At 67.9% G+C, this 25,116-nt stretch carries 24 protein-coding genes; 6 read left to right on the top strand and 18 right to left on the bottom strand.

All coding sequences use genetic code 11. The features are described from left to right. Positions 1–224 precede the first annotated feature (224 nt). Both D577_RS0107490 and D577_RS0107485 read right to left on the bottom strand, forming a co-directional pair. A complete protein-coding gene (locus tag D577_RS0107490) occupies positions 225–1,811 on the bottom strand; it encodes a DNA mismatch repair protein MutS (protein WP_018946893.1) in 1,587 nt (528 codons plus the stop codon). Positions 1,812–1,871: 60 nt separating this feature from the next. Then, positions 1,872–3,038: an aldo/keto reductase gene (locus D577_RS0107485; RefSeq protein ID WP_018946892.1), complete on the bottom strand. Its 1,167-nt coding sequence runs from the start codon at positions 3,036–3,038 to the stop codon at positions 1,872–1,874. A 217-nt stretch (positions 3,039–3,255) separates the two neighbouring features. On the opposite strand from D577_RS0107485, the gene D577_RS0107480 reads away from it, so the two are divergent. Together D577_RS0107480 and D577_RS0107475 are read left to right on the top strand one after the other, a co-directional pair. Beyond that, positions 3,256–4,347, top strand: a complete 1,092-nt coding sequence (locus tag D577_RS0107480) for a tetratricopeptide repeat protein (RefSeq protein ID WP_018946891.1) — start codon at positions 3,256–3,258, stop codon at positions 4,345–4,347. After that, positions 4,340–4,804, top strand: a complete 465-nt coding sequence (locus tag D577_RS0107475; protein WP_231363040.1) for a hypothetical protein — start codon at positions 4,340–4,342, stop codon at positions 4,802–4,804. Before D577_RS0107480 ends, D577_RS0107475 begins: the two co-directional genes overlap by 8 nt. Positions 4,805–4,882: 78 nt before the next feature. On the opposite strand, the gene cysB is transcribed toward D577_RS0107475, so the two are convergent. Beyond that, positions 4,883–5,857 (bottom strand): HTH-type transcriptional regulator CysB, encoded by a 975-nt coding sequence (cysB, locus tag D577_RS0107470; RefSeq protein WP_018946889.1) that lies wholly within the window; start codon positions 5,855–5,857, stop codon positions 4,883–4,885. Between the two features lie 166 nt (positions 5,858–6,023). Here cysB and D577_RS0107465 point away from each other — a divergent pair, with 166 nt between their 5' ends. The 3 genes from D577_RS0107465 (at position 6,024) to D577_RS0107455 (ending at position 9,165) form a co-directional block, all read left to right on the top strand. Then, entirely contained in the window at positions 6,024–6,221 is a 198-nt protein-coding gene (locus D577_RS0107465) for a hypothetical protein (RefSeq protein ID WP_018946888.1), read from the top strand. A 47-nt stretch (positions 6,222–6,268) separates the two neighbouring features. Then, positions 6,269–6,679, top strand: coding sequence for an OsmC family protein (locus D577_RS0107460; RefSeq protein ID WP_018946887.1), 411 nt, complete (start codon positions 6,269–6,271; stop codon positions 6,677–6,679). 140 nt (positions 6,680–6,819) lie between these two features. Next, positions 6,820–9,165: a helicase-related protein gene (locus tag D577_RS0107455; RefSeq protein ID WP_026288968.1), complete on the top strand. Its 2,346-nt coding sequence runs from the start codon at positions 6,820–6,822 to the stop codon at positions 9,163–9,165. Here the strand turns inward: D577_RS0107455 and D577_RS0107450 are convergent. From D577_RS0107450 to D577_RS0107440, 3 genes are read right to left on the bottom strand one after another with little or no spacing between them, the layout of a single operon-like run. Next, positions 9,162–10,376, bottom strand: a complete 1,215-nt coding sequence (locus D577_RS0107450; RefSeq protein WP_018946885.1) for an acetoin utilization protein AcuC — start codon at positions 10,374–10,376, stop codon at positions 9,162–9,164. The genes D577_RS0107455 and D577_RS0107450 overlap by 4 nt on opposite strands. Then, positions 10,373–12,937 carry a VWA domain-containing protein gene (locus tag D577_RS0107445; RefSeq protein WP_018946884.1) on the bottom strand — a complete coding sequence of 855 codons (2,565 nt, stop codon included), beginning with the start codon at positions 12,935–12,937 and terminating at the stop codon, positions 10,373–10,375. Before D577_RS0107445 ends, D577_RS0107450 begins: the two co-directional genes overlap by 4 nt. Further along, positions 12,934–13,803: a CbbQ/NirQ/NorQ/GpvN family protein gene (locus tag D577_RS0107440; protein ID WP_018946883.1), complete on the bottom strand. Its 870-nt coding sequence runs from the start codon at positions 13,801–13,803 to the stop codon at positions 12,934–12,936. The genes D577_RS0107445 and D577_RS0107440 overlap by 4 nt, the downstream gene beginning before the upstream one ends. Before the next feature lie 168 nt (positions 13,804–13,971). Here D577_RS0107440 and D577_RS0107435 point away from each other — a divergent pair, with 168 nt between their 5' ends. Next, positions 13,972–14,289 carry a hypothetical protein gene (locus D577_RS0107435; RefSeq protein ID WP_018870306.1) on the top strand — a complete coding sequence of 106 codons (318 nt, stop codon included), beginning with the start codon at positions 13,972–13,974 and terminating at the stop codon, positions 14,287–14,289. A gap of 110 nt (positions 14,290–14,399) precedes the next feature. Here D577_RS0107435 and D577_RS0107430 read toward each other — a convergent pair whose 3' ends face one another. From D577_RS0107430 to D577_RS0107375, 12 genes are all read right to left on the bottom strand, one after another. After that, on the bottom strand, positions 14,400–14,786 hold the full coding sequence (locus D577_RS0107430) for a hypothetical protein (RefSeq protein ID WP_018946882.1): 387 nt from the start codon (positions 14,784–14,786) through the stop codon (positions 14,400–14,402). A gap of 20 nt (positions 14,787–14,806) precedes the next feature. Continuing rightward, a complete protein-coding gene (locus D577_RS0107425) occupies positions 14,807–15,841 on the bottom strand; it encodes a lipoate--protein ligase family protein (protein WP_018946881.1) in 1,035 nt (344 codons plus the stop codon). A gap of 6 nt (positions 15,842–15,847) precedes the next feature. Continuing rightward, positions 15,848–16,285 (bottom strand): hypothetical protein, encoded by a 438-nt coding sequence (locus D577_RS0107420; RefSeq protein WP_018946880.1) that lies wholly within the window; start codon positions 16,283–16,285, stop codon positions 15,848–15,850. Between the two features lie 117 nt (positions 16,286–16,402). Then, a complete protein-coding gene (locus tag D577_RS0107415; protein WP_018946879.1) occupies positions 16,403–17,380 on the bottom strand; it encodes a hypothetical protein in 978 nt (325 codons plus the stop codon). A gap of 93 nt (positions 17,381–17,473) precedes the next feature. Further along, positions 17,474–18,826, bottom strand: a complete 1,353-nt coding sequence (locus tag D577_RS0107410; protein ID WP_018946878.1) for an OmpP1/FadL family transporter — start codon at positions 18,824–18,826, stop codon at positions 17,474–17,476. Positions 18,827–19,040: 214 nt separating this feature from the next. Further along, positions 19,041–20,219: a radical SAM protein gene (locus D577_RS0107405; RefSeq protein ID WP_026288967.1), complete on the bottom strand. Its 1,179-nt coding sequence runs from the start codon at positions 20,217–20,219 to the stop codon at positions 19,041–19,043. 54 nt (positions 20,220–20,273) lie between these two features. Then, entirely contained in the window at positions 20,274–21,356 is a 1,083-nt protein-coding gene (locus D577_RS0107400; RefSeq protein ID WP_026288966.1) for an NAD(P)/FAD-dependent oxidoreductase, read from the bottom strand. A gap of 34 nt (positions 21,357–21,390) precedes the next feature. After that, positions 21,391–22,482 carry a biotin/lipoate A/B protein ligase family protein gene (locus tag D577_RS0107395; RefSeq protein ID WP_018946875.1) on the bottom strand — a complete coding sequence of 364 codons (1,092 nt, stop codon included), beginning with the start codon at positions 22,480–22,482 and terminating at the stop codon, positions 21,391–21,393. After that, positions 22,475–23,659, bottom strand: coding sequence for a radical SAM protein (locus D577_RS0107390; RefSeq protein WP_018946874.1), 1,185 nt, complete (start codon positions 23,657–23,659; stop codon positions 22,475–22,477). Before D577_RS0107390 ends, D577_RS0107395 begins: the two co-directional genes overlap by 8 nt. Positions 23,660–23,766: 107 nt before the next feature. Continuing rightward, complete coding sequence (locus D577_RS0107385; protein ID WP_077244523.1) at positions 23,767–24,204, bottom strand: glycine cleavage system protein H; 438 nt, start codon at positions 24,202–24,204, stop codon at positions 23,767–23,769. Between the two features lie 31 nt (positions 24,205–24,235). Further along, complete coding sequence (locus tag D577_RS0107380) at positions 24,236–24,643, bottom strand: DsrE family protein (protein WP_018946873.1); 408 nt, start codon at positions 24,641–24,643, stop codon at positions 24,236–24,238. A 9-nt stretch (positions 24,644–24,652) separates the two neighbouring features. After that, the gene (locus D577_RS0107375; protein WP_018935767.1) at positions 24,653–25,099 is read right to left on the bottom strand and encodes a glycine cleavage system protein H; all 447 of its coding nucleotides are present in this window, start codon (positions 25,097–25,099) and stop codon (positions 24,653–24,655) included. Positions 25,100–25,116: the final 17 nt, after the last annotated feature.

Raw genomic sequence — 25,116 nt, 5'->3', positions numbered from 1 at the left:
AATCAAAATAGCCCACCATACTAATATGAAATCGCCCGCGCTTCACGCCAGCAGGCGCACGCGCGGACCCTGCCGGTGGCGAACCATGGAGCGTCCAGCCCCGTGGGAGGCCAGCCCTCTGGCCGACGGGAGCAACCTCGCCCGGAACGACGAGAGGCTCGCCTCCCACAGGACTGGCTTCCCCGGGGGGCCGGTCTCCCGCAGGCAAGGGCCCTGCGACCCGCTCAGCTTCCCTCGGAACCGCCCGCCTGGGCGGTGGGCAGTTCGGCGAAATGCTGGCGCGCCCGCGCCACCAGATCCCCCGGCAGCCCCTCCTTCTCCGCGATGGTCAGCCCGAAGGACACCCCCGGCTCGCCGATCAGCAGGCGGTAGGTCGGTGACAGGGTGTCCGGATCGAACTGCATCGAGGCGTTAACGATGCCCGCCTGCTGAGCGGCGTAATCCTTCAACGGCGCAAGATGAGTGTTGACGATCCCGCGGGTGCCCCGCGAGCGCAGCTCGTCCAGCATCGCCATGGCCAGGGCGGCCCCCTCGTCCGGGTCGGTACCGGTCCCCAGCTCGTCCAGCAGGATCAGGCTCTCCGGACCCGCGTTATCCAGGATGCGCTTGAGCACCGCCACGTGCCCGGCAAAGGTCGACAGGTGGTGCAGCAGGCTCTGGTTGTCGCCCACGTCCACCATCACCTGGTCGAAACGGCCGATGCGGCAATCCTGCTCCGCGGGGATGTGCAGCCCGCACCAGGCCATGGTCACCAGCAGACCGAGGGTCTTCAGCGCGACCGTCTTGCCCCCGGTGTTGGGGCCGGTGATCAGCAGCAGCGGCTGCTCGTCGTCCAGGCGGATCGACAGCGGCACCGGCTGCGGCCCGTTGCCCTCCGCGAACTGCAGCAGCAACAGCGGGTGGTAGGCCTCGTCCAGTTCCACCCCGGGGCGGTCTTCCAGGGCCGGGGCATGGGCATTCATCTGCGCGGAGAGCTGCGCAGCGGCCGAGGCCAGGTCGATCCAGGTCAGCGCCGTCAGCATCAGATCCAGCGGCTCGCCGTATTCGCGCACGGTGTCGGTCAGCTCGCGCAGCAGCCGCTGCTGCTCGTTGTTGATCTGCCCGTTCACGGTATCCAGCTGGTTGTTCAGCGGGACCGCCTCGATCGGCTCGATGATGTGATCGCGCCCGCCCATCGCGGTGCCCCGGCGCACGCCCTTGACCGCGCCGGCGGCATCGCCGCGCAACACCATCACCGCGCGCTCCTGATGCCACTGCACCTTCAGGGTTTCGTCGCCCTTCTGCGCGACATCCGACGCGGACAGACGCTTCTGCACCACGGCTTCGACCTCGCCACGCAGGCGATTGCGCTCGCCGAAGGAGTCCACCAGCGACTCGCTGGCATCCTCGCGCAGCGAACCGCCCGGATTGAGGCAGCCCGAAAGACGCTGCTCCAGCCCCTCGGGCGGATACAGCTTGTTCAGGTCCGCCGGGTAGATTTCCGGGGTGTCTTTCAGCTGGTCGGCCAGCTCGCGCGCATGGCGCATGATGGTCTGCAGGTTGTGCAGCGCCTGCACCGGCAGCGCCGAACCCGGATTACCCGCCTGGCGCAGCGCTGCCCGCACGTCCGGCAGCTGCCCCAGGCGCGGCAGCGTGCCCGCGTCCAGGCGCTGGCGGGCCACCGTCACCGCCTTCTGCAGCGCGCGCGCGGCCTCCAGGTTGGGCGCAGGCTCCAGCCCGCGCGCAGCGTCGGCGCCGTAGGGCGTGGCGGTCAGACGTTCCAGCAGACGCTGGATCGCGGGAAATTCGAGGGCCTTCAGATCGACCTGCATGACATCCCCTTGTTCATGAAATCTCTACCGGCTCCCACAGGGAAGGAACGATGGCCCGGCCTACTCCTCGGCCTTCTTGAACATGCCGAGGTAGGCCTTCTTGTCCAGCATCGGCTCGCGCATCACCGCCAGCATGTCGTCCAGATGCTCCGGCGTGCTCATGCCCACCAGCGAGGTCCCCAGACCGGGCGTGGAGCGATTGAACTGCATCGCGCGCTGCGCCGGACTGGCCAGCCCCGCCAGTTCGCGCTCGACCACGTCCACCGACTGCTGCGCCAGATGCCCCTTGAGCATCGTGTGCGAGGCCATCATGTAGATCTCCAGCTGATGCGCCGCCTGCAGCGGGCTGGCCACGTTGCCCTGCCCGGTCGCGGTGTTGAAGCGGGTGAACCCCTCCAGCATCACCTGGTTGAACGGCAGCATGGCGATCTTGAAATGATCGCGCGCGAAGTCGTCCCCGGTCACGGTCTGCGCCGCGCGCTGCGCCAGCCCCTGGATGGAGGTCAGCGACTGGAACACCGGGGCATCGGTCTCCTCGCGAAAACCCTCGAAGGTCGAGATCCCGTAGGCGCGGATCTTCTTGTCGCGCACCGCACGTTCCAGCATCTCGAACACCGGCTCCAGCTTCCAGTTGGTGCGTTCCTTGCCGATCTCGTGGATATGCACCTCCGGCTGGTCGATGATGAACGCATCCAGGGTCTCCACGCCCATCAGCGAGCGCGACAGCTCCATCTGGTAGTGGATGTATTCCGGCGTCAGCAGATGCGCGCCCTTGGCCAGGTCCTCCTTCGTGCCCATGCCCGGGGCCTCGATCTCGCGCTGGAACCAGGCGTCCATGTCGTCCGGCTGACCGCCGCGCAGGGTCAGGAAGCCTCCCTTGGAGATCAGGAACATCGCCTCGCGCGGGACCCCGGCCTCGAGCGCCGTGCGCACGCCCGCCCCCACGGCCGCCAGCGAACGGCCATAGCGGTAATGCGCGGAGGTATCCACCACGTTGATGCCCTCGGTCAGCCCGCGGGCCACGATCGCGGAGATCGCCGCATCCACCTCGGCGGTAGCCGCCCCGCCGAAGGTCCCGATGCCGAGACTCGACAGGCGCATGCGCGCGCGCGAGAACTCGCTGTAATGGCCCTCGGCCGCGCGCCCGTCGGCGAGGAACGACTCGGCATACTTGCGCGTCGCCTTGGCGTTGGCATAGCCGGGAATCAGTTTCTGCGAAGCTTCCATATTCCTCTCTCGAACCGCCGCAACAAGGGCAACCGCCGGATCCTGGTCTTCCGGCGCATCGCATCGGGAATGCGAATCCTAGGGAAACACCGCTCGATGTGCACGTTTCCCTCGACAGACGGAGGGTGCCTGTCCGGCGTCCCCCGGTCGTTTGCGGCCACCCCCGGAATGCTGCGAAGCTTGCAAACCCATCGTGCCGCCCGGAATACCGTCCGAGATGACCGCCCCCGAAGACCCCGAACACGCCCCGCAGACCACCGTCGAACCGGAAGACGAGGCCGGCTTCGAGGCCCTGGAACGCGGCGACTTTGCCGAAGCCCATCGAATCTGGAGCGAGCGCGCCGACGGACCGTATGCCGGCGCCCATCTCGGCCTGGGCGTGCTGTACGCCAGCGGCCTGGGCGTCGAATCGGACGTGCAGCGGGCCCGCGAGCACTGGAAACGCGCGGCCGAGCTGGGCCTGCTGGATGCCTGCTTCAACCTCGGCCTGCTGGCCGAACAGGGGATCGCCGAGGGTGATCCCGCAGAGGAGGCCGAGACCTGGTATCGCCGCGCGGCGGAGGCCGGGCACGCGAACGCCCAGTACAACCTGGGCGTGCTGCGCTTCGCCAGCGAGATCAGCCCGGAAGCCGCCGCGGAGGCCGTCGCCTGGTGGGAGAAAGCCGCCGAGCAGGGCGACCCCGATGCCCTGAACAGTCTGGGCGTGGCGTACGAAACCGGCCGCGGCTGCGCTGCCGACCCCGCCGAAGCCGGCCGGCTGTATACGCGGGCCGCCGGCGCCGGTCATGCCCGGGCGGCCTGCAACCTCGCCCAGCTGCTGGAACAGGGGCACGGCGTGATCGCCGATCTGGCCGAGGCCGTACGCTGGTACCGCCAGGCCGCGGAGGACGGCGACGGCGAGGCCGCCGCCCGCCTCGGCAACCTGTACCGCGACGGCAAGGGAGTGGAATGCGATCCGGCGCAGGCGGCGCACTGGTATCGCGTCGCCGCCGATGACGGCCATCCCGCGGCGCGTACCAACCTGGGCGTGCTGCTGGACCGCGGTCACGGGATCGCCCGGGACCAGCGCGAGGCCGCCCACTGGTACCGGCTGGCGGCCCGCCAGGGGCAGATGCAGGCGCAGTACAACCTGGGCATCTTCCTGGCCGAAGGCCATGGCGTGGAACAGGATCTGGTCGAGGCCTGGGTATGGTTCTCGCGCGCGGCCGACCAGGGACACCCCTCGGCCGCCGACGCCCGCGACTACGTCCACCAGCACCTGTCACTGGAGCAGCAGCAGGATGCCCTGGCCCGCAAGTCGCGTGAGTGACCGCCCGCCGCCCATGCCGTCGAGCCGGCCCCGGGCGGCACTGACCCTGCCGGCCCTGATCCTCCTGCTCGCGGCCGGATCCGCCCCGGCAGCCGACGGCGCGGACAACGACACCCCGCAAGCCACCACCCGTGCCGATGATGCGCCGCAATCCCCCGAGGGCCGGCAACTGGTCGAACAGCGCTGCCTCAACTGCCACGGCGAACGCACCCTCAGCGAGGCCGGGTTCGGGCGCCTGGGCTGGCACGCCACGGTCACGCGGATGAACTGGGTCAACGGCGCCGGGGTCGGGTTCGGCGAGCGCGGTCCGATCGTCGACTATCTGAGCGAACAGAGCGAACCTTCCATGGCCCGCGTCATCGGGGAATGGGTCGTCGCCGCCCTGCTGGCGGCCGGAGCGGCCTTCGTGCTGTGGCGCGGCATCCGCCGCTGGCGCCGGCGCCAACCGACAGGCTGAGCGCCCAATCGATTCGCGCGTCAGCCGCCGGTGCCGTGCTTCCCCGGGCCTGGCTCCATCCGCCCCCCCCTGCCGCCGTCAGTAGCGCGGCAGTGCCACATCCGCAAAGACGGCGTCCACCCCCTTCTGGTCGGCGGCATGCAGGGCGCGATCGACCCGTTCCAGGGTCAGATGGGGGGCCAGCAGGGCGAGAAAGTCGTACATGTAGCCGCGCATGAACATCCCGCGGTTGAAGCCGACCCGGGTTACCTGCTCGGTAAACAGGTGGCGGGCGTCGATACTGACAAGGTCGGCATCCTCGTCCGGCTCGTAGGCCATGCGTGCGATGAGGCCCACGCCCAGGCCGAGGCGGACATAGGCCTTGATGACATCGGAGTCCGCCGCGCTCAGGACGACGTCCGGCTCCAGGTCAGCGGCCCGGAAATCCCGCTCCAGCTGACCGCGCCCGGTGAATCCGTGCACATAGGTCACCAGCGGGTGGGCCGCCACCGCCGCCAGATCCGCCGGAGGCGTCCGGGCCAGAGGATGGTCGCGGGGCACCACCAGGCAGTGATGCCAGCGGTAGGCCGGCAGCATCACCCGCTCCCGGTTCTGGGCGACACCCTCGGTCGCGATGCCGAAATCGACCTCGCCGCTCGCAGCCATCCGCGCGATGTCCGCGGGGCCGCCCTGCTCGATCTGCAGCCTGACCTCAGGGTAATCGTGACGGAAGGCGTCGATGCGGGGTGGCAGGAAGTAACGCGCCTGGGTATGGGTCGTCGCCAGTCGCAGCAGTCCGCGGCGTTCATCGGAAAAATCCGCCGCCAGGGAGCGGATGCCGTCGACCTCGGCCAGGATCCGTTCGGCGCGGGCCAGGATCTGGCGTCCCTCCGGCGTCACGTGGGTCAGGTGCTTGCCGCTGCGCTGGAAGATCAGCACCCCCAGCTCGTCTTCCAGCATGCGGATCTGCCGGCTCACCCCGGGCTGGGAGGTGAACAGCCGCTCCGCGGCATCGGTCACGTTGAGGCCCGATTCCACCACCGCTTTCAGACAGCGCAGTTGTTGCAGTTTCATGGCCCGGGTGTGATCTCTCGACCGGTTGCGGGCCGGGGAGAACGGCCCTTTTATTCACTTTTAACATGAAAACATAATTTATTATTCTTTTCCATTCTATATATATCCCTCTAGAGTCTTTCTCGAGGCCTCGGAACCCATCCGACACCCGAGCAGGAGAAAGACCATGAAGACCGAAACCATCCCGTCCCGACCCGACCGCCAGACCCTGGAAAAGCGCCGCGCGGAACTGCAGCGCAACCTGGCGCGCGTGAACCAGGCCCTGGCCGCATGCAGCGAGGAAACCGCCCAGGCCCGGCACATCCGCAGGGAGCCCCCGTCGCTCCCCGCCTTCGACCACCCGCTGCCGGTCGGTGCAGGCTGAACGACCCGGTCCCGTGATCCTTCCGCCCGCAACTGCATGGGGACAGCATGGCGAATGATTCGACCCGCAGCCTGATACTCGAGCGCGACCATGACGGAAACCTGGCGATCAGCAGTACCGACCACAGCGACAAGGCGGGGGTGCTGGGATACGACCCCCTGCAACACCTGGCCATCGGCCTCGCGTCCTGTCTGCTGGAATTCGCCGACCGTTTTCTGAGCCGGCGCGGCTACTCCCGTGCGGCGGAACTGGAGGTCACCTGGACCTTCGATGGGCGCCGCTGCCGGGTCTCCACCCTTCAGGCCGAGTTGCGCCTGGCGATCGGTCTGGACGAAGGCGAACAGACCAGCCTGGAACGCATGCTGGCCCAGTGCCCGATCCACCAGGCCCTGGAGGGCCCGCTGGAGGTCCCGACCCGGGTTCGTCTGACGCACGCCCGGCGCCCGGCACCCGCATGAGGTCCGGGCGCAGCCAGCCCCGATCCGGGATCTCGCTGGCCAGGGCTCGAGAGTGAATGCCGGCGCCGGGCCATTGACCCCGGCGCGCCCTCTTGATAGGTCGGTCGCTGTGTGGACACTTCGCTCGCATGAGCGACGAGATGCCCATCGACGCCCTGCGCGGGGACTTTGCCGCGGCGCTGGCCGACGGGCCGGTGGTGGTGTCGGCGGCCACCGGTTCCGGCAAGTCGACGCGCCTGCCGGTGTGGGCGCGGGACCAGGGGCGCGTGCTGGTGGTGGAACCCCGCCGAGTGGCGGCCACCAGCCTGGGGCACTGGGTGGCCGGCCTGCTCGGCGGAAAGCCGGGGCGCGAAGCGGGCTTCGCCGTGCGCGGCGAGGTGCGCTGCGACCGCGACACGCAGATCGTGTTCGCCACGCCCGGGATGGCCCTGCAGTGGCTGGCGCACAACGGCCTCGCGGATTTCGCGGTGGTGGTCCTCGACGAGTTCCACGAACGCCGCTGGGACACCGATCTCCTCTACGCCCTGCTGACCGAGACCGGACGCCACCGCCTGGTGATCACCTCGGCCACCATCGACGGCGCGCGCCTCGCCCGCGATCTCGGCGGCACCCACCTCGAGAGCCCCGGCCGTTCCTGGCCGGTCGCGCTGGAACACCTCGCCGCGGACCCGCAGGCAATGCCTCATGCGAAGGATCTGGCCACGCGCGTGGCCGAAGGCATACGCACCGCACTGGCGCGTACCGACGGCGATGTCCTCGCCTTTCTGCCCGGGCGCGGCGAGATCGCCGCGGCGGCGCGGGCCCTGAAGGACGAGCCCGTGGCCTGCATCGAGCTGCACGCCGGCGCCAGCGCCGAGGCGCAGCGCCATGCCCTGCAGCCGGGGCAGGAACGCCGGGTGATCCTCGCCACCAACGTCGCCGAGAGCTCGGTGACCGTACCCGGGGTCACCGCCGTGGTCGACAGCGGTCTGGAGCGCCGCACGGGTCGCCGCAACGGCCGCACCGTGCTCGCGCTGCAGGCGATCGCCGCCGACAGCGCGGAGCAGCGCCGCGGGCGCGCGGGCCGCACCGCACCGGGTCTGTGCCTGCGGCTGTGGGGGCGCAATGCCCCGCTGGCCACGAACACGCCGCCGGAGCTGCAGCGCGAGGACCTCACCGAACCGGTACTGGCGGCCGCCTGCTGCGACCGCCCGGCGCGCGAACTCGCATTCCCCGATCCTCCGCGCGAGGAGGCCCTGGAACGCGCCGAAGACCGGCTGCGGGCGATGCACGCGATCGACGCGGATGGCCGCGCGACCGAGCACGGGCAACGCCTGTTCGCCCTGCCGGTGGACACCGCGCTGGCCCATCTGGTGCTGGCCATGCCGGATGCGGCGACGGCCGCGTTCATGGCCGATCTCGCCGGCGCCCTCGGCAGCCGCCGGGCGGTCGTGGTGCCGCCCGACGACGAACGCGAGCGGCAGGATGCACTCGCCGCCCTCGGCCGGGCCTGCGACGCGACGCTGAGGGTCGCCGCCGTGCGCGGCCACGCACCCGACGGGGTTCGCATACGCCGGGAGGAACGCCGCGAGGCCCACCATCTGGCCCGTCAGGTGCGCGAGCTGGCCGGCCTGCCCGCCCGGGAATCGCAGCAGGAACCGGAGTCCGAGCCCCTCGCGGCCACCGCGCCCCGGGCCCTGACCGCCGCAGTCGCCGCCGCCCCCGAGCTGGCGTTCGTGCGCCGCGAGCGCCGCCGCTTCGCGCTGGGCAACGGCGGCGAGGAGGCGGAGATCGGTCGCGATTCGCTGCTGGACGAGGATGCCGAGGCGGCCGTAGTGTTCGACAGCCACAGCCTGCCCGGCAAGGGCACCCGCGACACCCGCACCATCGCCACGGTGCTCGCGCCGCTGGAGCCCGATGCCCTGATCGACGCGGGGGTGGCCACGCCGGCCATCGCCGATCCCGAATGGTCCGCCGACGGACTCGTGGTCCGCCGCGACTGGTGGCATGCCGGGCGCGTACTGCGCAGCGACCGCACCCGCCCCGCAGGCGCAGCGGCACGCGAGGCACTGGCCGCGCTCATCCTGGATGACCGGCTGCTCGCCCCCGCCGGCTCGCGCCTGCGCGACGACCTCGACGCCTGGGCGCTGTATCTCGCGCTGGGCTTCGAGCAGGGCGAGGCCCCGGACGCCCGCGACTGGCTGACCCGTCGCCTGCAGACCCTGGGCGTGGAATCGGACGAAGACGTGGCCCTGCTGGAACCGGAGGATCTCGCGTTCGAGGGCGTACCCGAGTGGGAACGCGAACGCTTCGATCGCCGCTATCCGCGCGAGGTGCGGCTCTCGGGCCTGCACATGCGCATCCATTACAACGTCGCCCGCCGTACCGTCACCGCAGAGAAAATCGACGGCAACCGGCGCGACGACCCGAAGCGCTGGGAACTGCCCGCCTGGCAGGGCTGGCACGTCCGCTTCCAGCGCGCCAGCCGCGTGGTCGACGTGCGCTAGGAAAGCACCAGCAGGGGATGGGTCGCGAACAGGCGCTCCAGGCGCTGTTCCAGTTCGACGCGCACCGGGCCGCTGCGGTCGGCGTCGAGGCGGGATATGAACAGGTTGTCGTACCACTCTTCTTCTTCGTCCATGTCCCAGTCGACCTCGCGCAGCAGCGACTGACCGGCCTCGGGCAGCGCGGCGGGCAGCTCGCGGCCGGTGAGCTGCGCCCACACGCCGGTCCAGCAGCGGGCCAGCGCCAGCGGGTGGTAGCCGCCGCCCCCGAGCACCAGCAGCTTCGGCGTGCCGTCGCCGTGACGCGGGCTGGTCTCGATCACGTCGTCGATGCACTGGAGGAAGCACTGGGTGGAAATGCCGAACTTGCCCAGCGGGTCCGGCAGCAGCGCATCGGTGCCGGCCTGCACGACCACGTAATCCGGCTGCCAGCGGGTACGCGCCGCCTCCCAGATGCGGCTGAAGGCGCTGTGGAATTCCGTGTCGTTGGTCTCTTTCGGCAGCGGCAGGTTGACCGCGTTCCCCAGCCGGCCGGTGTCCTCGATACGCCCGCCCTGGAACGGGTAGCCGTATTCGGTATCCATGTGCAGGGACACGGTAAGCACGTCCGGGTCGTCGGCGAATGCCGCTTCCACGCCGTCGCCATGGTGGGCGTCGATATCCAGGTACAGCACCCGTTTTCCGGCCTGGCGCAGGCGCAGGATGCCCAGCGCGCAGTCGTTGAAGTAGCAGAAGCCGCGCGCCTGATCGGGGGCGGCGTGGTGCATGCCCCCGGCCGGATTGAAGGCCATGCCGCCCTCCAGCACGACCTCGGCGCCCTGGATGGAACCATAGGTGGCCGTGGCCGGGGTGGAGAAGAAGCCGGCGAAGAACGGGTTCTCGAAGTTGCCGATGTTGTGGCGGTCACGGTAGCGCTGGAACACCTTGCCTAGCGCCTCGGCGCGCTGCATGGCGGTCACGTAGTCGCGGGTATGCAGCCACTCGAGCTCGGCGGGCATGGCTTTGCGGGTCACCGCCATCTCGCCGGGGGTGACGGCATCGTAGGCCTCGATCAGGTCGATGGTGAGCGACACCCGCGGGATCCCCAGCGGATGGTTGTCGCCGTAGCTGTGCCCGCGATAGCGCGGGGCGTGCAGCAGCGTCGCATGGCGGCGCGCCGGACCGGATGCGGCGTCCGGGGCAGCGACGGGGGCGGCTTCGGGGGTGGCATTCACTGGTGGCGCAGCCTCAGGTAGATCTCGGGCAGACGGCGCGGCAGCTCGTCCACGTGGTCGATGATGGTGTAGTGGCCGGGGCCGAAGATCGCCGGCAGGTATTCCGAGCCGGACGGGTCCAGGGTGACGCAGAACGGGTGCACGCCGGCGTCCACCGCCTCTTTCATGGCCATGCGCGTGTCCTCGTGCAGGTAGCGCTGGTCGCCGCCGTCGTCGTAGTCGGCCGGGCGGCCGTCGGACAGGATCAGCAGCAGGCGGCGCTGGGCCGAGCTGCGCCGGAAGGCCTCCAGCGAGTGACGGATGCCCGCGCCCATGCGCGAGGCCAGGCGTCCGGAGACCCCGGCGATGCGGTTGCGCACGGTGGCGTTCAGGTCTTCGTTGAAGTCCTTCAGCCAGTAGTAGTTGACCTGATCGCGCTGTTTGGAGGCGAACCCGGCGATCGCACAGGGATCGCCGACCCGGTCGATGGCCTCGGCGAACAGCATCATGCCCTCGCGCACGCGGTCGACGATCTTGCCCTGCCCGCCCGGATGCCGCGCCATGATGGAGGTCGACATGTCCGCCAGCATCAGCACCGAGGTGTCACGGTGCTGCACCGCGCGGCGGCGATAGATGAAGGCCTTCGGCGAGAGCCCGGCCTTCTTGTCGGCGACATAATCGATCACCGCCTCGGTATCCAGCTCGTCACCGTCCATCTGTTTGCGCAGCGGCGCCGGGCGCATCGGGCGCTGCATCTCCAGGCCCCGGGTCAGGCGCTTCAGGGTGTCGGCGTGGCGGGTCAGGATCTCCGCCGCGCGGTCGGGCTCTTCGTCGTCCAGCACGCGCTCGTAGAGGTTCACCCAGTCGGAGATGTAGCGCTGCTCGCGATAGTCCCACTCGGGGTACAGGATGCCGTCCTTCTTCGGCGTGTACGGGGCCGCGCGCTTGGCTACCTGGGCCGGCTGCGGGATCCCGGTGCCGATCCGCCCGCCGGTGCCGGAGGTCTCCTGCTGCGGGGTCTGGATGTCGGCGTCCGGGTCCTTCTGCGCGTCCTCCGGGGCCTGCTGCGGCTGCTCTTCCTGCTTCTCGTGCTCGAACTTGTGCTCGTCGTGCGCCTCGTGGTCGCGGAAGTCCGCCAGCTCGCCGTTGCGCTCGCGCTGAGGATAGACCGGCAGCGCCGCGTTCAGCGACAGCCCGGGCAGGTAGGCCTCGGCGCGTTCTTCGATGGTGATCTCGGGAAAGGCCCCGTCGGCGAACAGTTCCTCGGCCACCTCCCAGGCGGTCACCACGTCGGCATCGGGCGCCAGCATGCGCGCGAGCCGAGGATCCTCCGGCTCGCGCCCCTCCAGCAGCGCCCGGTGCGCCCGCAGCGCGAAATCGAAATACGTGCCGGCCGGTTCGGCCGGGCGCTCGTACGCCTCGGCCAGCCGCACCAGGCGTTCGAGAAAGCGCGGGATGCGCGGGGCGACCCGGGCGTTCACCCGCAGGTCTTCGGCCAGGTCGAACAGGACCTGAAAGCGGAACATGCGCTCGCCGAAGGCGGCGAACAGCGGCCGCCAGGTGATGCGCGAGCGGTCGTCCAGCGGCGGGTGCTCGCTGCCCGCGCGCTCGAACAGGCGCTCCACGCGGGGCAGGGCATAGGTGTCGTACGCCAGGTGGGCCGCCGCATGCTGCGTGGCCACCAGGGCCTCCTCGCGCGAGTCCATGACCGCCGGCATGAACAGTCGGCGGCCGTCGGTCTCCAGCATCGGCCGGCCCTCGCCGGGCTTCCAGCTGGAATCCGCCAGCGGGATGTCGGCGTCCAGCCAGGCCAGCATCACCAGCCGCAGGAAGCGTCCGTGCATGCGCGGACGGAACCCCGGAAGCGCGTCCAGCAGCAGCTTCAGGCTCTCGTCGCTTTCCAGGCGGAAATAGGCCTCGCCGCGCGAGCGCCCGGCCTTCAGCAGGTCGGCCCCGCGCCGCGCCCAGGAGAGCAGACCGCCGTCGCCGACCAGGTTGCGCGCGATCGGCGCCCCCTCGAGGTAGCAGTCCAGGGTCAGGCCGCGCTCGTCGAACAGGGTCTCGGCCGGGTCGATCAGGGCCCGCAGCCCCTCGATACCACGCCCGGCCGCGAGCTTGTCGAAATCGGTCTCGAAATAGGCCCGCGCGTCCGGCAGGCTGCGCTCGCACCAGCGCAGACCGGTCGCGTACCACTCGCGCTCGCCGTCCTCGCCCCAGGCGGCGAACACCCGGTCGGCCTGGCTCATGAACCCCTCGAGCGCATCGGCCGAATTCACCCAGCGGGCGAATTCGGCAGCCTGTGCGCGCCACGGCTCCACGCCGCCGACGTGTTCGGCCATCCGCGCGGAATGACGCATGAAGCTCTTGCCGGCCTCGCGGTCGTGGAAGAACAGGTCGCGCGCGGTCTCGATCCAGCGTCGGGCGGGGCCGGCACCGAACTCGCGGATCGCCGGCAGGGCCTCCTTCGCGTCGCGGTGGGCGACGAAGCTCATGTCCTCGAGGTGCTGCAGGATCTCCTCGATCTCGACGAGATCCCCGGCTTCGCTGTCCGCGCCCCCGTCGTTGCGAACCTGCTCGCTCACGCGGCTTCCGACTCGGGGAAGTGGGCGTCGAAGATCTCTTCCAGCGCCTGGATCAGCTCGGGGTCATCGGTGATCGGCGCGATCATCGCCGCGCGGCAGGCCACGCGCGGGCTCAGGCCCGCCTGCATCAGCTCGCCGGCATAGGCCAGCGCGCGGGTGGAGGTGGCCTCTTCCAGACCGTGGTCCTTGAGGGCACGCGCCTTGCGGCCGGCGGCCACGAGTTTTTCCACGCGGTCGGCATCCAGGCCACCGGATTCCTTGGCAACGATCTCGCGCTCGACCTCTTCCGAGGGGTAATCGAAGTGGATGCCGACGAAGCGCTGCTTGGTGGACGGCTTCAGGTCCTTCAGCACGGTCTGGTAGCCGGGGTTGTAGGAGATCACCAGCATGAAGTCCTCGTGCGCGTCGATAATCTGCGACTTCTTGTCCAGCGGCAGCTGGCGCCGGTGGTCGGTCAGCGGGTGGATGACCACGGTGGTGTCGGTACGCGCCTCGACGATCTCGTCGAGGTAGCAGATCGCCCCCTCCTTGACCGAGCGGGTCAGCGGCCCGTCCTGCCACACGGTCTCCTCACCCTCGAGCAGGAAACGCCCGACCAGATCCGAGCTGGTGAGGTCCTCGTGGCAGGACACGGTGACCAGCGGCTGACCCAGGGTGTGCGCCACGTGTTCGAGGAAACGGGTCTTGCCGCAGCCGGTCGGCCCCTTGAGCATCACCGGAAGGCGCTTGGCATAGGCCGCCTGGAAGATCTCGACCTCGTCGGCCTGGGGCTTGTAGAAGGGCGCGCCGCCCTGGCTGCCATCCTGGCCGGGCTTGTCGATGACGTCGCGTTCCACTCCGCGCATGCGGTTGATCAGGTTCTTCATGCTGGCTCCTGTAGGCCGCCTCGTATGTCGCGTCGCATGACGATTCCGGGCACATTCCCGGGGGGCGCACCCCCGGAATCGTCATCGCGCGGGGATTGTTGTATGATTTCGGGTTTGATTATACCCAACCAGTTCACTCGGATTCAGCGCGTAAATAGAGGACCCGCAATGAAACTTGTCAAACTCGTCAAGCTGAACAACCTGCAGTACAACCCGAACCGCGACCCGGAAGTGTACCGTCGCCCGGTGAACGAGGAATTCCGCCTGCAGGCCATGCTGAACGGCTCGGGCACCGCGCAGTGCCGCTTCACCGTGGAGGGCGAGACCCTCTGCGAAAGCAGCGTGTCCCTGCCCGGCAGCTTCGACTGCAAGTTCAGCTACGACACCGCGGGGACCCGCATGGGTGACCTGGAGATCGAGGGCAACGGCGAGACCTACCACCAGAAGATCCGGATCGACGTCCTCGAGCACGCCTGGATCGGCTGAAGGCCGCGCCATTCGCCTGTCCGCGGCACACGCGGACCGACCAAGCGAAAAGGCCCCGTGGCTTGAGCCCGGGGCCTTTTCTGTTGAGGCCTTTCTTTCTGACGGGGCACTCAGCCCCAGTCGTACATGCGGATGAACTCGGGGAGCTTTTCGACCATCTCGTCCCGGTCGAAGAAGCGATCCGCACGCGCCAGGCGCATCTCGTCACGAATGTCCGCATCCCCGCCGAAACAGAACACCGGCAGGTTGATCTGGTATTCCATGCGCAGGGTGCGGATCACGTCCAGCGGATCGAACACCTCGATCTCGTCCAGGTCCAGCAGCATGAAGCGATACAGCAGGACCTCGTTCCAGTCTCCCAGCCCCTCCAGATCGGTGGTCGCTTCCATGTGCCAGTCGTCGGGCAATGGCGCCCGCAGGCGCTCGGTCATCTCGCCGTCCCGGCTCATCAGGATCATGCGCTTTTCCAGCCGGCGCTGGATCGTCGGTTCGGCCATCTCGGTGTCTCCTTGGAAATTCAGGCGATGCCGCGGTACAGCGCATCGATGCGGGCGCTGACCGCATCGGCCACCGCAGGGTCGAGGCAGCCGGCCAGGCGCGAGCGCAGATGCAGACGTTCCGGCAGCTCGCCCGCCACGCGCTCGCCGAGGACACGGTCCACCGCGGGGTCCTCGCACCACACGCGGGCGATGTGCTGTCCTTCCACGTGCAGGCGCAGGCGCCCGCAGGCCACCCGTGTCTCGAACACGTGATTGTCACGATTGACCCGGATCCCCTCCGGCACGGACGGGCGCGCATCCCCGTCCGCGAGATCGTCCAGTTCCTCGTAGCCGGCCGCCAGCCAGGCCTCCACGGTCGCCGCGTCCGGCGTCACCTCCACCGGCGGCGCCTCGAAGCGGCGTTCCGTGACCCGACGCAGCGAGTCGCGCAGGGCCGCGGAATCCGGCGCCCGCCCCAGCTCCCCGGCGCAGTCGGTCATGCCGGCCTCCAGTACCGGGCGCAGCCATTCGCGATAGCCCTCGCTGGGGGCCCGCACGCAGGCGAGGAAATCCTCCACCGGGAAACGACCGAGAAAACTCGCGCCGAATACCGAGCCCTCGTTCAGGGTGGCCGCACCGGTACCCATGATCTTGCGGCCCTGCACCCAGACATCCTGCCCGCGGGGTTCCACCCCCTGCAGGCCCAGCTCGCGCAACACGTCCACGGCCATGGCGAGGCCCTGCGCGAACAGATGCCGGGGACCACGCTTGAGGACACGACTCGGCCGGATCACGAAGAAGCAGTCCTGGTCGGCATCCACCCATACCGAACCACCGCCCAGCGGGCGCCGCACCACCGGGATGCCACGCGCGGCACAGTGGTCCAGATCGAGGTCGGCTTCGGGATCCTGACTGCCGCCCACCGAGACATGCGCCTCGCGCGAGCGCATCCACAGCACCCGGGGCGGAGCGTCCGGCGGGGTGGACGCCGCCAGCCCGGTATACAGGGCATGCAGCTCCGTCGCCGACCGCTCCCCGGCATCGATCCATTCCGGAGCGGCCGGGGTCGTCATCGTGCCTTATTCCTCCGACGGCTGGCCGGAGGCCGCGTCGCCCTGCTGCTCCTGATCCTTGTCATCGTTCCCCGGCTTGTAAAAGTAACGGAAATAGAAGTCGGAGCGCGACAGATCCTCGTACAACTTGGCCCGTTCTTCGACTCCGGTGCGCATGATATCCACCAGCGCCTCGGCCTGCTGGCCGTCGATGATGTGCATGCCGCCCAGCAGCTCCTGGTCGGTGTCGAGGAAATGCTGCGCCAGCTCCTCGGGCTCCTGCACGAACACCAGGAACGCCTTGCATTCGGGATCTTCGAGGTCCAGCGGCTGCATCACCAGTTTGCCGAGCCACGCCTGACGCGCGACCTGGTTGAACTGGTGGATGTCCAGCTTGCGGCCCTTCTTGTACTTGTTGAGTTCGTTGCGGATCTCGCCGATATTGGCGATCTTCATCGATTTCATGGCCTGCTTCCTGCCGCGAGTGAACGGGGAGGATAAACAACCCCGGCCCCCCTACGTAAGAAACCCCGGCGGACCGGGGTTCTTGAGTGCAACCAGGGGTTTTTCCCGGGCCGGGATTCAGTCATCCCACTGGAAGCCGGAGGACGCGAATCCGGTGGCCTCCTGCAGCGCCTCTTCCACCGCTCCCGGGGCATTGCGCAGCTGGATAAAACTGTTCGACCCCAGCATGCTCAGGTCGGGGAAATGCAGCGCCATGCGAAAGCGCATGTGCAGCGCCTCCACGTCGCCGCCATTGACCAGGACCTCGTAGGGCACGTAGGCGGTGTGGCGACGTGCGTTGACGTCCACGGTCTCCAGGGCGTTGCGATCGGACGCATCCTCCTCGGCCCCGTCCGCGGCGCGGATCGCCACGCCGACCAGGGTTGCGTCGCGCCCCGGGATGTCCACGCGATAGACCTCGCTGACACCGCCGGCCCGCTCCTCCAGACCTGCGCTCAGCGTCTCGAGGGCTTCCGCACGCGAGCCCCGGCTGCCCAGCTCGTAGGGCGCGTCGAAACGTTCCATGCCAAAGGCATAGCGATACCGGTTGAGGTCGCGCTGGCTCATGCCGTCCTCGTGGCCGAAGGTCTCCTCGGCCCCGAGGGCCTCTTCCAGCGACGCCGCGACACCGCCCAGTGGCACCTCGACACGGTAGGCGTGCTGGAAGTAAACCGGATGCGTGTAGCTGACCTGCACTTCGCCGTCGACCTCGGTGATGCCGACACGCATCGGCGCGATATAAGCCGCACGGTCATGCGAGGCGGCCGCCTCCAGCAGGTCGTCGCTGGTCGCCACCAGCACACGGGCCGAGTCGGTGACGTCGTACTCACCGAGGATCTCGAAATCCGCGCCCTCCAGACGCTCGCGCGCCTCGTCGGCCACCTCGGAGACGCCGGCCCCGCCATCGGTCCAGGCCAGCACGAACGGGCGATACTCGTCCGCGGTGGCGGACGCTGCCGCGGCCATCAGGGTCACGGCCGCCAGCCCGGCCGTCAGTGACCGGACGATCCCGGTCGAGCCGCCGGTTTGCAGCGGCTTGCGATGAAACAATGACATGGGTACTGCTCCTTCGATCATTGGGAAGCGGGACATCGCCGTCGACCCCGGCCGGGGCCACAACCCCGGCGCCGGGGGATCGACGGACCGGCCTCAGAAGCGATAGCTGTAGCCCAGCTCCAGCTCGTACTGCTTCATCTCGATCTCGATGTCCTGGTCCGGATCAAACGCGTTCGAGCCGGAAACCGAATTGCTGGGCGCGTACATCGCCGCGAAGCTCAGCTCGTGCTGGTCGCCGAAGGACTTGGTGAAGCCCGCGGTGTAGTGATGCGTCATCACCGCCGGCGCGAGAATGTTCATGGTCACCTCGTCCGAATCGATCGGGTTGTCGCCGCGGTTGTAGCCCACGCGCACCTGCCAGTCGTTCGGCAGCTCGAACTGGGCACCGATCTTGTAGACGTTGATGTCGTCCCAGCCGAAACCACGACCGTCACTGGTACCAAAAGCCGCGTACTGGCCCATCATGCCGGCCATCAAATCATCCGCGTCGGGACCGTCGTTCGAGATCGCATCCACGTCGGAGTAGTTGATACGCTGGTAGTCGGCCACCAGGGTCACCGTGGGCGTCACCTCCCAGGCCACGCCCATCCCCCAGGTCGACGGGATGTCGAAGGAACCTCCCTCGGCGAACAGTCCGGAATAGTCATCGAAATCCGAGTTACGAATCTTCGAACGATAACTGCCCCCCAACCGGACCCCTTCGGCCACTTCGGCCTGGATCCCGATCTGCGCACCGTAGCCCCAGGAGTCATCCGTGCCGTTGCCGGAGAAGTTCTCCCGGGAGTCCGACATGCCGTAATCGGCATAGGTCTGGATCCCCTTCGCCTCGAAGCGCTGATAGCTGATGATCGGGCTGAAGCCCACGCTGACTGTTCCGTCGGCGAACTTCTGCGCGTAGGTCGGGATGATGGCCAGCTGCTCGAGGTCGACCCCGGCCGAGCCGTCACAGAACAGGCCTGTCCCGGTTCCAATGGTTTCGCCCGTATTCGGGTCGGTGCAGAAGGCCGTGTTCTCGAACCCCGGATAGTTCGTGTTCATGCCACCGTTACCGAGGAAAGCGATGCCCCAGGACCGATCTTCATCGATCTGCTGGACGAAGCCCAGCGAGGGGATAAAGAAGTTTTTGCTGTCGCTCTCGACTTCGCCGGGTGCGAGCGGGAACACCCCGTTGCCCTGAGGCATGCCGGAAACCTCATACGAACGTTCCGGACGGAAGTAGGTGAGAGCCCCGTCGAATCGGGTTTCCATGCCGGCGAGGCCGGCCGGGTTGATGCCCGGGGCGTAGGCGTCCTGCGAGATGGCCATGCCGACGCCGCCCATGCCCTTGGCCTTGATGCCGTAGCCATGGGCGAAATAGCCGTTGGTGGCCTGTGCAGTGCCGGCGGCGCCCAGAGCCAGGCCGACCGCCATCGTGATCGCGCTGCGGCGAATGAAGCGTGCTTTCATTGTTGTCTCCTTTGGTGGTCTTCTTGTTGTAGCCGGGGGCGGATTGGCTCCCCCATCGGCTCGGGATACCCGCACCGCTGACCATACGGACGGGCATCTTTTTCGGCGGCCCCCCTGCCGCTCGAAACCTGAATATTCAAAACCGCTTATCGGCGCCCTGACGTGCGAAAGCCCCGCAGGGCGGGGCTTTCGTCGGGGACTTGATGGTTATTGCTTACCGGACCGATGTCTCGTCCTCGGCCTCATCGTCGGCGTCGAAGTCGAAGGTGCCGACGTCTTCGCCATCCATCTGCCGCTTCACGAATCCGACGTCGCTGCTGTTCAGCGCGAACGGGAACGACAGGATGTCCGTCGGGCTGGAATCACCATAGGGGCGATTGCAGGCCGAGACCTCCTCGTCCGACTTGCCGGGGCACCCGGAGGTCTGGAACGGCTTGCCGGAGGCGATCAGTTCCTCAACCTCGGACTGCGGCAGACCGAAGTCCACCACCTGGCCGTCGTCGTTGAACTTCATGTCGTCGATGCGGCCGCCGGCATAATCGATGATGAAGCGGCCCAGCTGTACGCGGCGCCACTGGTCGCGCGGGACCGGCTTCCAGTCCTCCATCAGCGAGCCTTCCTCGGGGAAGAAGGCGAACATGTGGTTGTGGCCACCCAGATCGCGGATGCGCTGGCAGACCTGCAGGATCTCTTCCTCGGTCTCGCCCATGCCGCAGATCAGATGGGCGCCGAACTTCTCCGGGCCGAAGATCTCGGCGGCCCACTCGATGGACTGCCAGTACTTGTCCCAGGTATGCGGGCTCTCGACCGACTTGCCGCGGGTGCGCTCGAAGATCTCCGGGGTCACCGCGTCCAGCGCGACGGTGAAGATGTCCGCGCCCTTGTCCCGCAGAAGCTGGAGGTCTTCATAGCTCATGGTGGTCGGGTTGGACAGGATCGACACCGGGATGTGATTCACCTCGGCGACCCACTTCTCCAGCAGCTCGACGGTGTCGGCATCGGAGTTGGGATGGGTGATCATGGAGATGCACATGCGCTCGAACTGGCCGGCGTCGGCGTTGTTCTTCACGCGCTCGATCACCTCGTCGTATTTGGCGGTGGGCCAGTCGACGCGGATGAAGTTGCGGTCGGCGTAGTCACGCGATTCCTCGCGGTGGCGCGCCAGCCCGCAGTAGGAGCAGTTGGCGCGGCAGCCTTCCGGATAGGTAACCAGCAGGTTCAGGCAGTGGGTGCAGGACGTGCGATGCATGGTCCCCGGCACCAGGCCCAGCGTGATCGCGGCCGCCGTGGACATCTGCACGTACTCCGGCGAACGCATGTCCGGGGTCTTGATGTGGTAGTCCGGCCGATAGAAGTTTACCGGCGCGACCATGTCCTCTGCACTTGCACTCATTGTCTTCCTCCAGCGTTGTCTCGGGGATGCGGGGCATCCGTCGACCGAGCCCGGTTACGCGGCCCGGTCACCATCGTCGAAATAATCGGAAAATGCAATCCATCCACGGCGCTGCGTTGCGTCGTCGTTCGCGCGCGGCGTGCGCCAGTGCTGATTGAGAAACGCACGCCGGCGGCAGGCGCGCTCCAGCGCCGGGCCGTACTGGCTGCGCATCTCGTCGTCGTAGTCCTCCAGCGCCTCGTCATCGCCGCCCAGATCATCCACGACCGCCTGCGCAGCGGCCTCGCCGGAGACCACCGCCGCGGCGATCCCGGCCCCGGTGATCGGGTGGGTCAGCCCGGCGGCATCGCCCACGAACAGCACCGGCCCGTGGACCAGCTGCTCGCGCAGACCGCCCACCGGGATGGCACCGCCGGTGCGATGCACGATCTCGGTGCCCAGCAGCCCCTGCTCCACCAGCTGCGCATGCAGCGTCTCCAGCGGGGTCTTCATGTCACGCTCCAGACGCTTGTCGGCGCCCAGGCCCAGGTTCGCCCATTCGCCCTTGGGGAACAGCCAGGCGTACCCGCCGGGGAAATCATCCGACAGCCAGACGTCGGTCGCGGTGTACGGCCGCAGCAGCGGCACGGTGTACTGACGGGTCTGCACCACCGGCAGCGGATCCAGGCCCAGGGCCGCGGCCACGGGGGAATGCGGGCCGTCGCCGGCCACCAGGAAGCGAAAGCCGACCTCGACCGCCTCACCCGCGTGTTTCACCCGCGCCACACGTCGGTCCGCATCCACGTCGGTCAGCGGAGAGGACATCGCCACCTGCGCCCCGGCGGCCTCCGCGGCGCGGATAATTGCGCGGTCAAATTCGCCGCGATCCACCATCAGCCCGGGGAAGTCGGACTGCTCTACCGCGCCGGAGGGCAGGAAGCTCTGCATGGAATCGATGCGCTGATGCAGCACGCCGTCCGGCTTCGCATAGGCGCCCATGGGGTTGGGGATGAACTCGGCGCATTGCACCGGCTCGCCGCGTGCGCGGTTGCGTTCCACCGCCAGCACCGACAGCCCCGCTTCGGCCGCCACGCGGGCGGCGGAGGCCCCGCCGGGCCCCAGCCCGACCACCAGTACGTCGACCGAAGCGGGCAGCATCAGGCGCACCCCGCCGGGTTGGGGATACCGTTCATTATTCGGCGGCCTCGTCGGTTTCCGCCTGCGCCAGGGCCTCGCGCAGGGCGGCGATGAAGTCTTCCGGCGTCAGCTGCAGCATCTCCACCTCGCGCTCGGCGAAGAAGGCGCGCACGCGGTCCTCCATCTCGGTGACGGGAGTATCCTTCAGGCTGGCCTCCAGATCCGCGATGGTGCGGGTCGGCTTGACGAAGACATCGCCGGTGATCCAGACCTGCTTGAGATGGCTGCGCTCGGGGTCCACCGCCGCGCCCACGCGCATCAGGCCGCCGTCGCAGCGATACACCGCTTCGTGCAGCGGGGCATCGGTCGCGGGACGGTTGCGCTGGTAGACCCATTCGTCATTGTCGATTTCGGCCAGCGCCTCGCGGAACGCGGCGTCTTCTTCCGCCAGCAGGTCGGCCGGTGCCGCCTCCACCGCAAACTCGCGCGCGATCGCCTCGGCGATGGTGCGTTTCACGTGGTCCAGATCCGGGGTCTCGCCCAGCAGGGTCGCCATATTGGCCACGCGATCACGCGCCGACTCGATCGCCTTGTCGGAGAGCTTCTCCGCCGGGATGCGCAGGATGCGCAGCATGTCCTCGACGTCGAACTCGATCAGCAGCGTGCCCTGATAGAGGATGGACTCGCCGTCGAAGGCGCCGCCGGTACCGGAGATCTTGCGCCCGTCCACCTCGATGTCGTTGCGCGGGCGGAAGCGCGCATCCACCCCGAGCTTCTGCATGCCCTCGGCCGCCGCGGTGCAGATCCGTTCGGCGATGCGCCCCATGTCGGCGGTGCCGAGGAACTGCTTGTCGAGGTAAAGCTCCCAGCCCAGCTGGGTGCTGTCGAAGTAGATCGCGCCACCGCCGGTGATCCGGCGCTGGATCGCGATCCCTTGCTCGCGGCAGTAATCGGCGTGGATCTCCTGATCCACGTTCTGGTGGAAGCCCACCAGCGCGCAGGGCTCGAACTGAAGAAAGCGCAGGGTATGCGGCGAATGGCCCTCCTGGTGGCACTCCAGCAGGGCGCGGTTGAACGCCATGTTCTCCGCGGCCGGGCGCAGGCCGGTATCCAGGATGCGCAGCGTCTTCTGATCACGTTCAGGCATGACAGCCACCCCCCGAGGCCACGGCCCCGCCTTCGGTCACGATGCGAATGCCACCCAGGCCCTCGCGCGCCTTGCGCTCCTGTTCGCGCCGGCGGGCCTCTTCGGCAACGATGGTGTCCAGATCCAGTTCAACCCCGCTGGCGTTGTCCGCGGCCTCGGCCATCACCTCGTCGCCCACCGCGATGGAACAGCATGCGGGCGTGACGCGGACGTTCTTGCCCAGCCGCGCAGCCAGCTCCACCACACCCTCGGCCGGATGCGCGATCCCCGACAGCCCGGCCATCACGGCATAGCTGTCGATCTGGCTCTTGGCCTCGCCCGGCGGCCGGGCGCACCCGAGCAGCAGCGGGGTGTCGCCCAGGCGTTCGCGGGCGTCATGGAAGAACCGGCCCACCGCGTGCACGTCCGGGGTTTCGAACGGCCGGCTGGCCGGGGCATAGAACGGCATCACCACCACCAGCACCACCGCATCGGGCAGATGCCGGGCCAGCATCTCGAGCGCGTTCCACTCGCCCAGCAACTTGCCGTAATGCAGGCCCACCACGATGTGCGGCACCACCTTCATGTTGGTCTTCACCAGGCTTTCCAGGGTCTGCTCGAAATCGTCGACGCTACGGCGCAGATGGTAGACCTGCGTGATGGTGTCCTGGGCGCCGATCACGTCCATCATCGCCGCGTCGATCCCGGCCTGCTCCATGGACAGCGCGATGTCGTCGTCGACCAGGGCGGTGTGCATCGCGATACGGAAATCCGGGAACTCGTCCTTGATCCGGCGGATGGTCGAGTAATAGGGCCCGTACTCCACCTCGTTGCGGTGGTTCGAGCCGCCAGTCAGCAACATCCCCTGGGCACCGGATTCGATCACCTGATTGACCTCCCGCCACAGGTCTTCGGGGCTGCGCACCGGGATCATGGGTTCCAGGATCCTGGCCTTGCAGTGGTCGCAGGCCAGCTTGCAGTCCCCGCCGGTGATCGACATGGCCGGCCAGGCACTCTTGCCGCAGTCGGCGATCTCGCTGGTCTGGTAGGACTTGAACGTCGGGGTGTAGAAATGGACCGAGTCACTGCCCGCAGTCGCGCCGCCTCCCCGGGCCTGAAGATCCTCCACCAGCAACGGATCCACGGGGACGTCTTCCAGGGGTTCAACCCGCCGGATCACATCGTTCCAGCTCGTCATCGGCTCTCTCCGGGTGCGCGCAATTTGTTGAACGTTTTACTGCGGTATTAGTGACAAAAAAGAGGCCGCCGATCCCTCGGGAACGACGGCCTCTTCGCGAAAGACCTTCAGCAGCCGCCGAAGCCGTCCGCTTCCATCTTGGCTTCGAACGCCGCCAGGGCGTCGGAACCGGTCTTGAGTTCGGCGCTTTCGCCGTCCCAGTCTTCCGGCTTCAGCTTGATCAGCCAACCTTCACCGTAGGGATCTTCGTTGATCAGGCCCGGGTTCGCGGCGACCTTGTCGTTGGTCTCGGTGACTTCGCCGGTGACCGGAGTCTTGGCCGGACCGACCCACTTGCCGGATTCAACTGTCGTGCAGGACTTGTCCTTCTTGACCGACTTTCCCACCTTCTTGGGGGTGTACGACACGATCGTGCCGGCCAGCGAGCAGGCGTAGGAGGTCAGGCCGACGGTGGCGGTACCATCGCTCTCCTTGCGCACCCAGACGTTGTTTTCAACGTTGTACATCAGATCTTCCGGAATATCACAACCCCGAACAGCGCCCATAAATACCTCCTGGATAAAAAAGCGGGAAAGACTAGAAAGTTATCGTTTTATCACTACGCAGGATCAGGTCAGCGAGCTCGCTGGCCCGATTGACTTCATCGACCTCGGCAACGAGATCGGAAGACGGGTCGATTCTATACCCCGGCAAAGCGGGCTGGCAAACGTGCAGACGCACGCCCGCACGCTTGGCGTCCTGAATGAATTCGCTGATGAGCTTGCCGCCTTCCATTGCCCGCAGATTCTCTGCGACACCCTGCTCCATCAGCTTCACCCCTTCCATGGTGAAAAAGATGTACACGTCCACGTCCATCGACGCCATCACCGCGCCGAGATAGAACGGCGTGGCGCAGCGGCCAGGGGTGGACGGCCCCGAGGTCATCACGAACACGACGGTCTGCTCGTCGTTGTCCAGATAGTAGTCGTCGTCGAGATCGGCCATCTTTACCCCTCAGCGCAGCTTGCGCTGGCACTCGATATCATCTTCACGCGCCCGCCGGCAGTAACCTTCGTGCGCCTTGTCGCCGGTGACGAATTCCGCCAGTGCCGCATCAGCGCCGTTGGTCGCCTCGACCCGCGCGATCCACGCATTGTAGGGGTCCGAGTTCAGCAGCACCGGATTCTCCAGCACCTCCTCGTTCCCCTCGACGATCTTGCAGTCGATGAAGTTGGGGATCGGACCGGCCCACTTGCCGCTTTCGATGGTGGCCACCGGCTTGCCCGGCGGCCGCCGCGTCCCCGGCCGGCGCACCCGCACATGGATGATCTTGCCGGCGATCGTCTGTGACAGGTCAGTCATCCCCACTGTGAGGGTGTCGTCGTCCTCGCGCCGAAGCCAGATCTGGTATTCGTCGTCGTAGAACAGTTCAGGATGGAACTCGCAGCCGTTGCAATCCATGATTCGCCTCGTTCCCG

The organism is Thioalkalivibrio sp. AKL17, assembly GCF_000377885.1.
In the GTDB taxonomy this organism is placed as follows: domain Bacteria; phylum Pseudomonadota; class Gammaproteobacteria; order Ectothiorhodospirales; family Ectothiorhodospiraceae; genus Thioalkalivibrio; species Thioalkalivibrio halophilus.
This window is presented reverse-complemented; position numbering and strand designations above follow the sequence as displayed.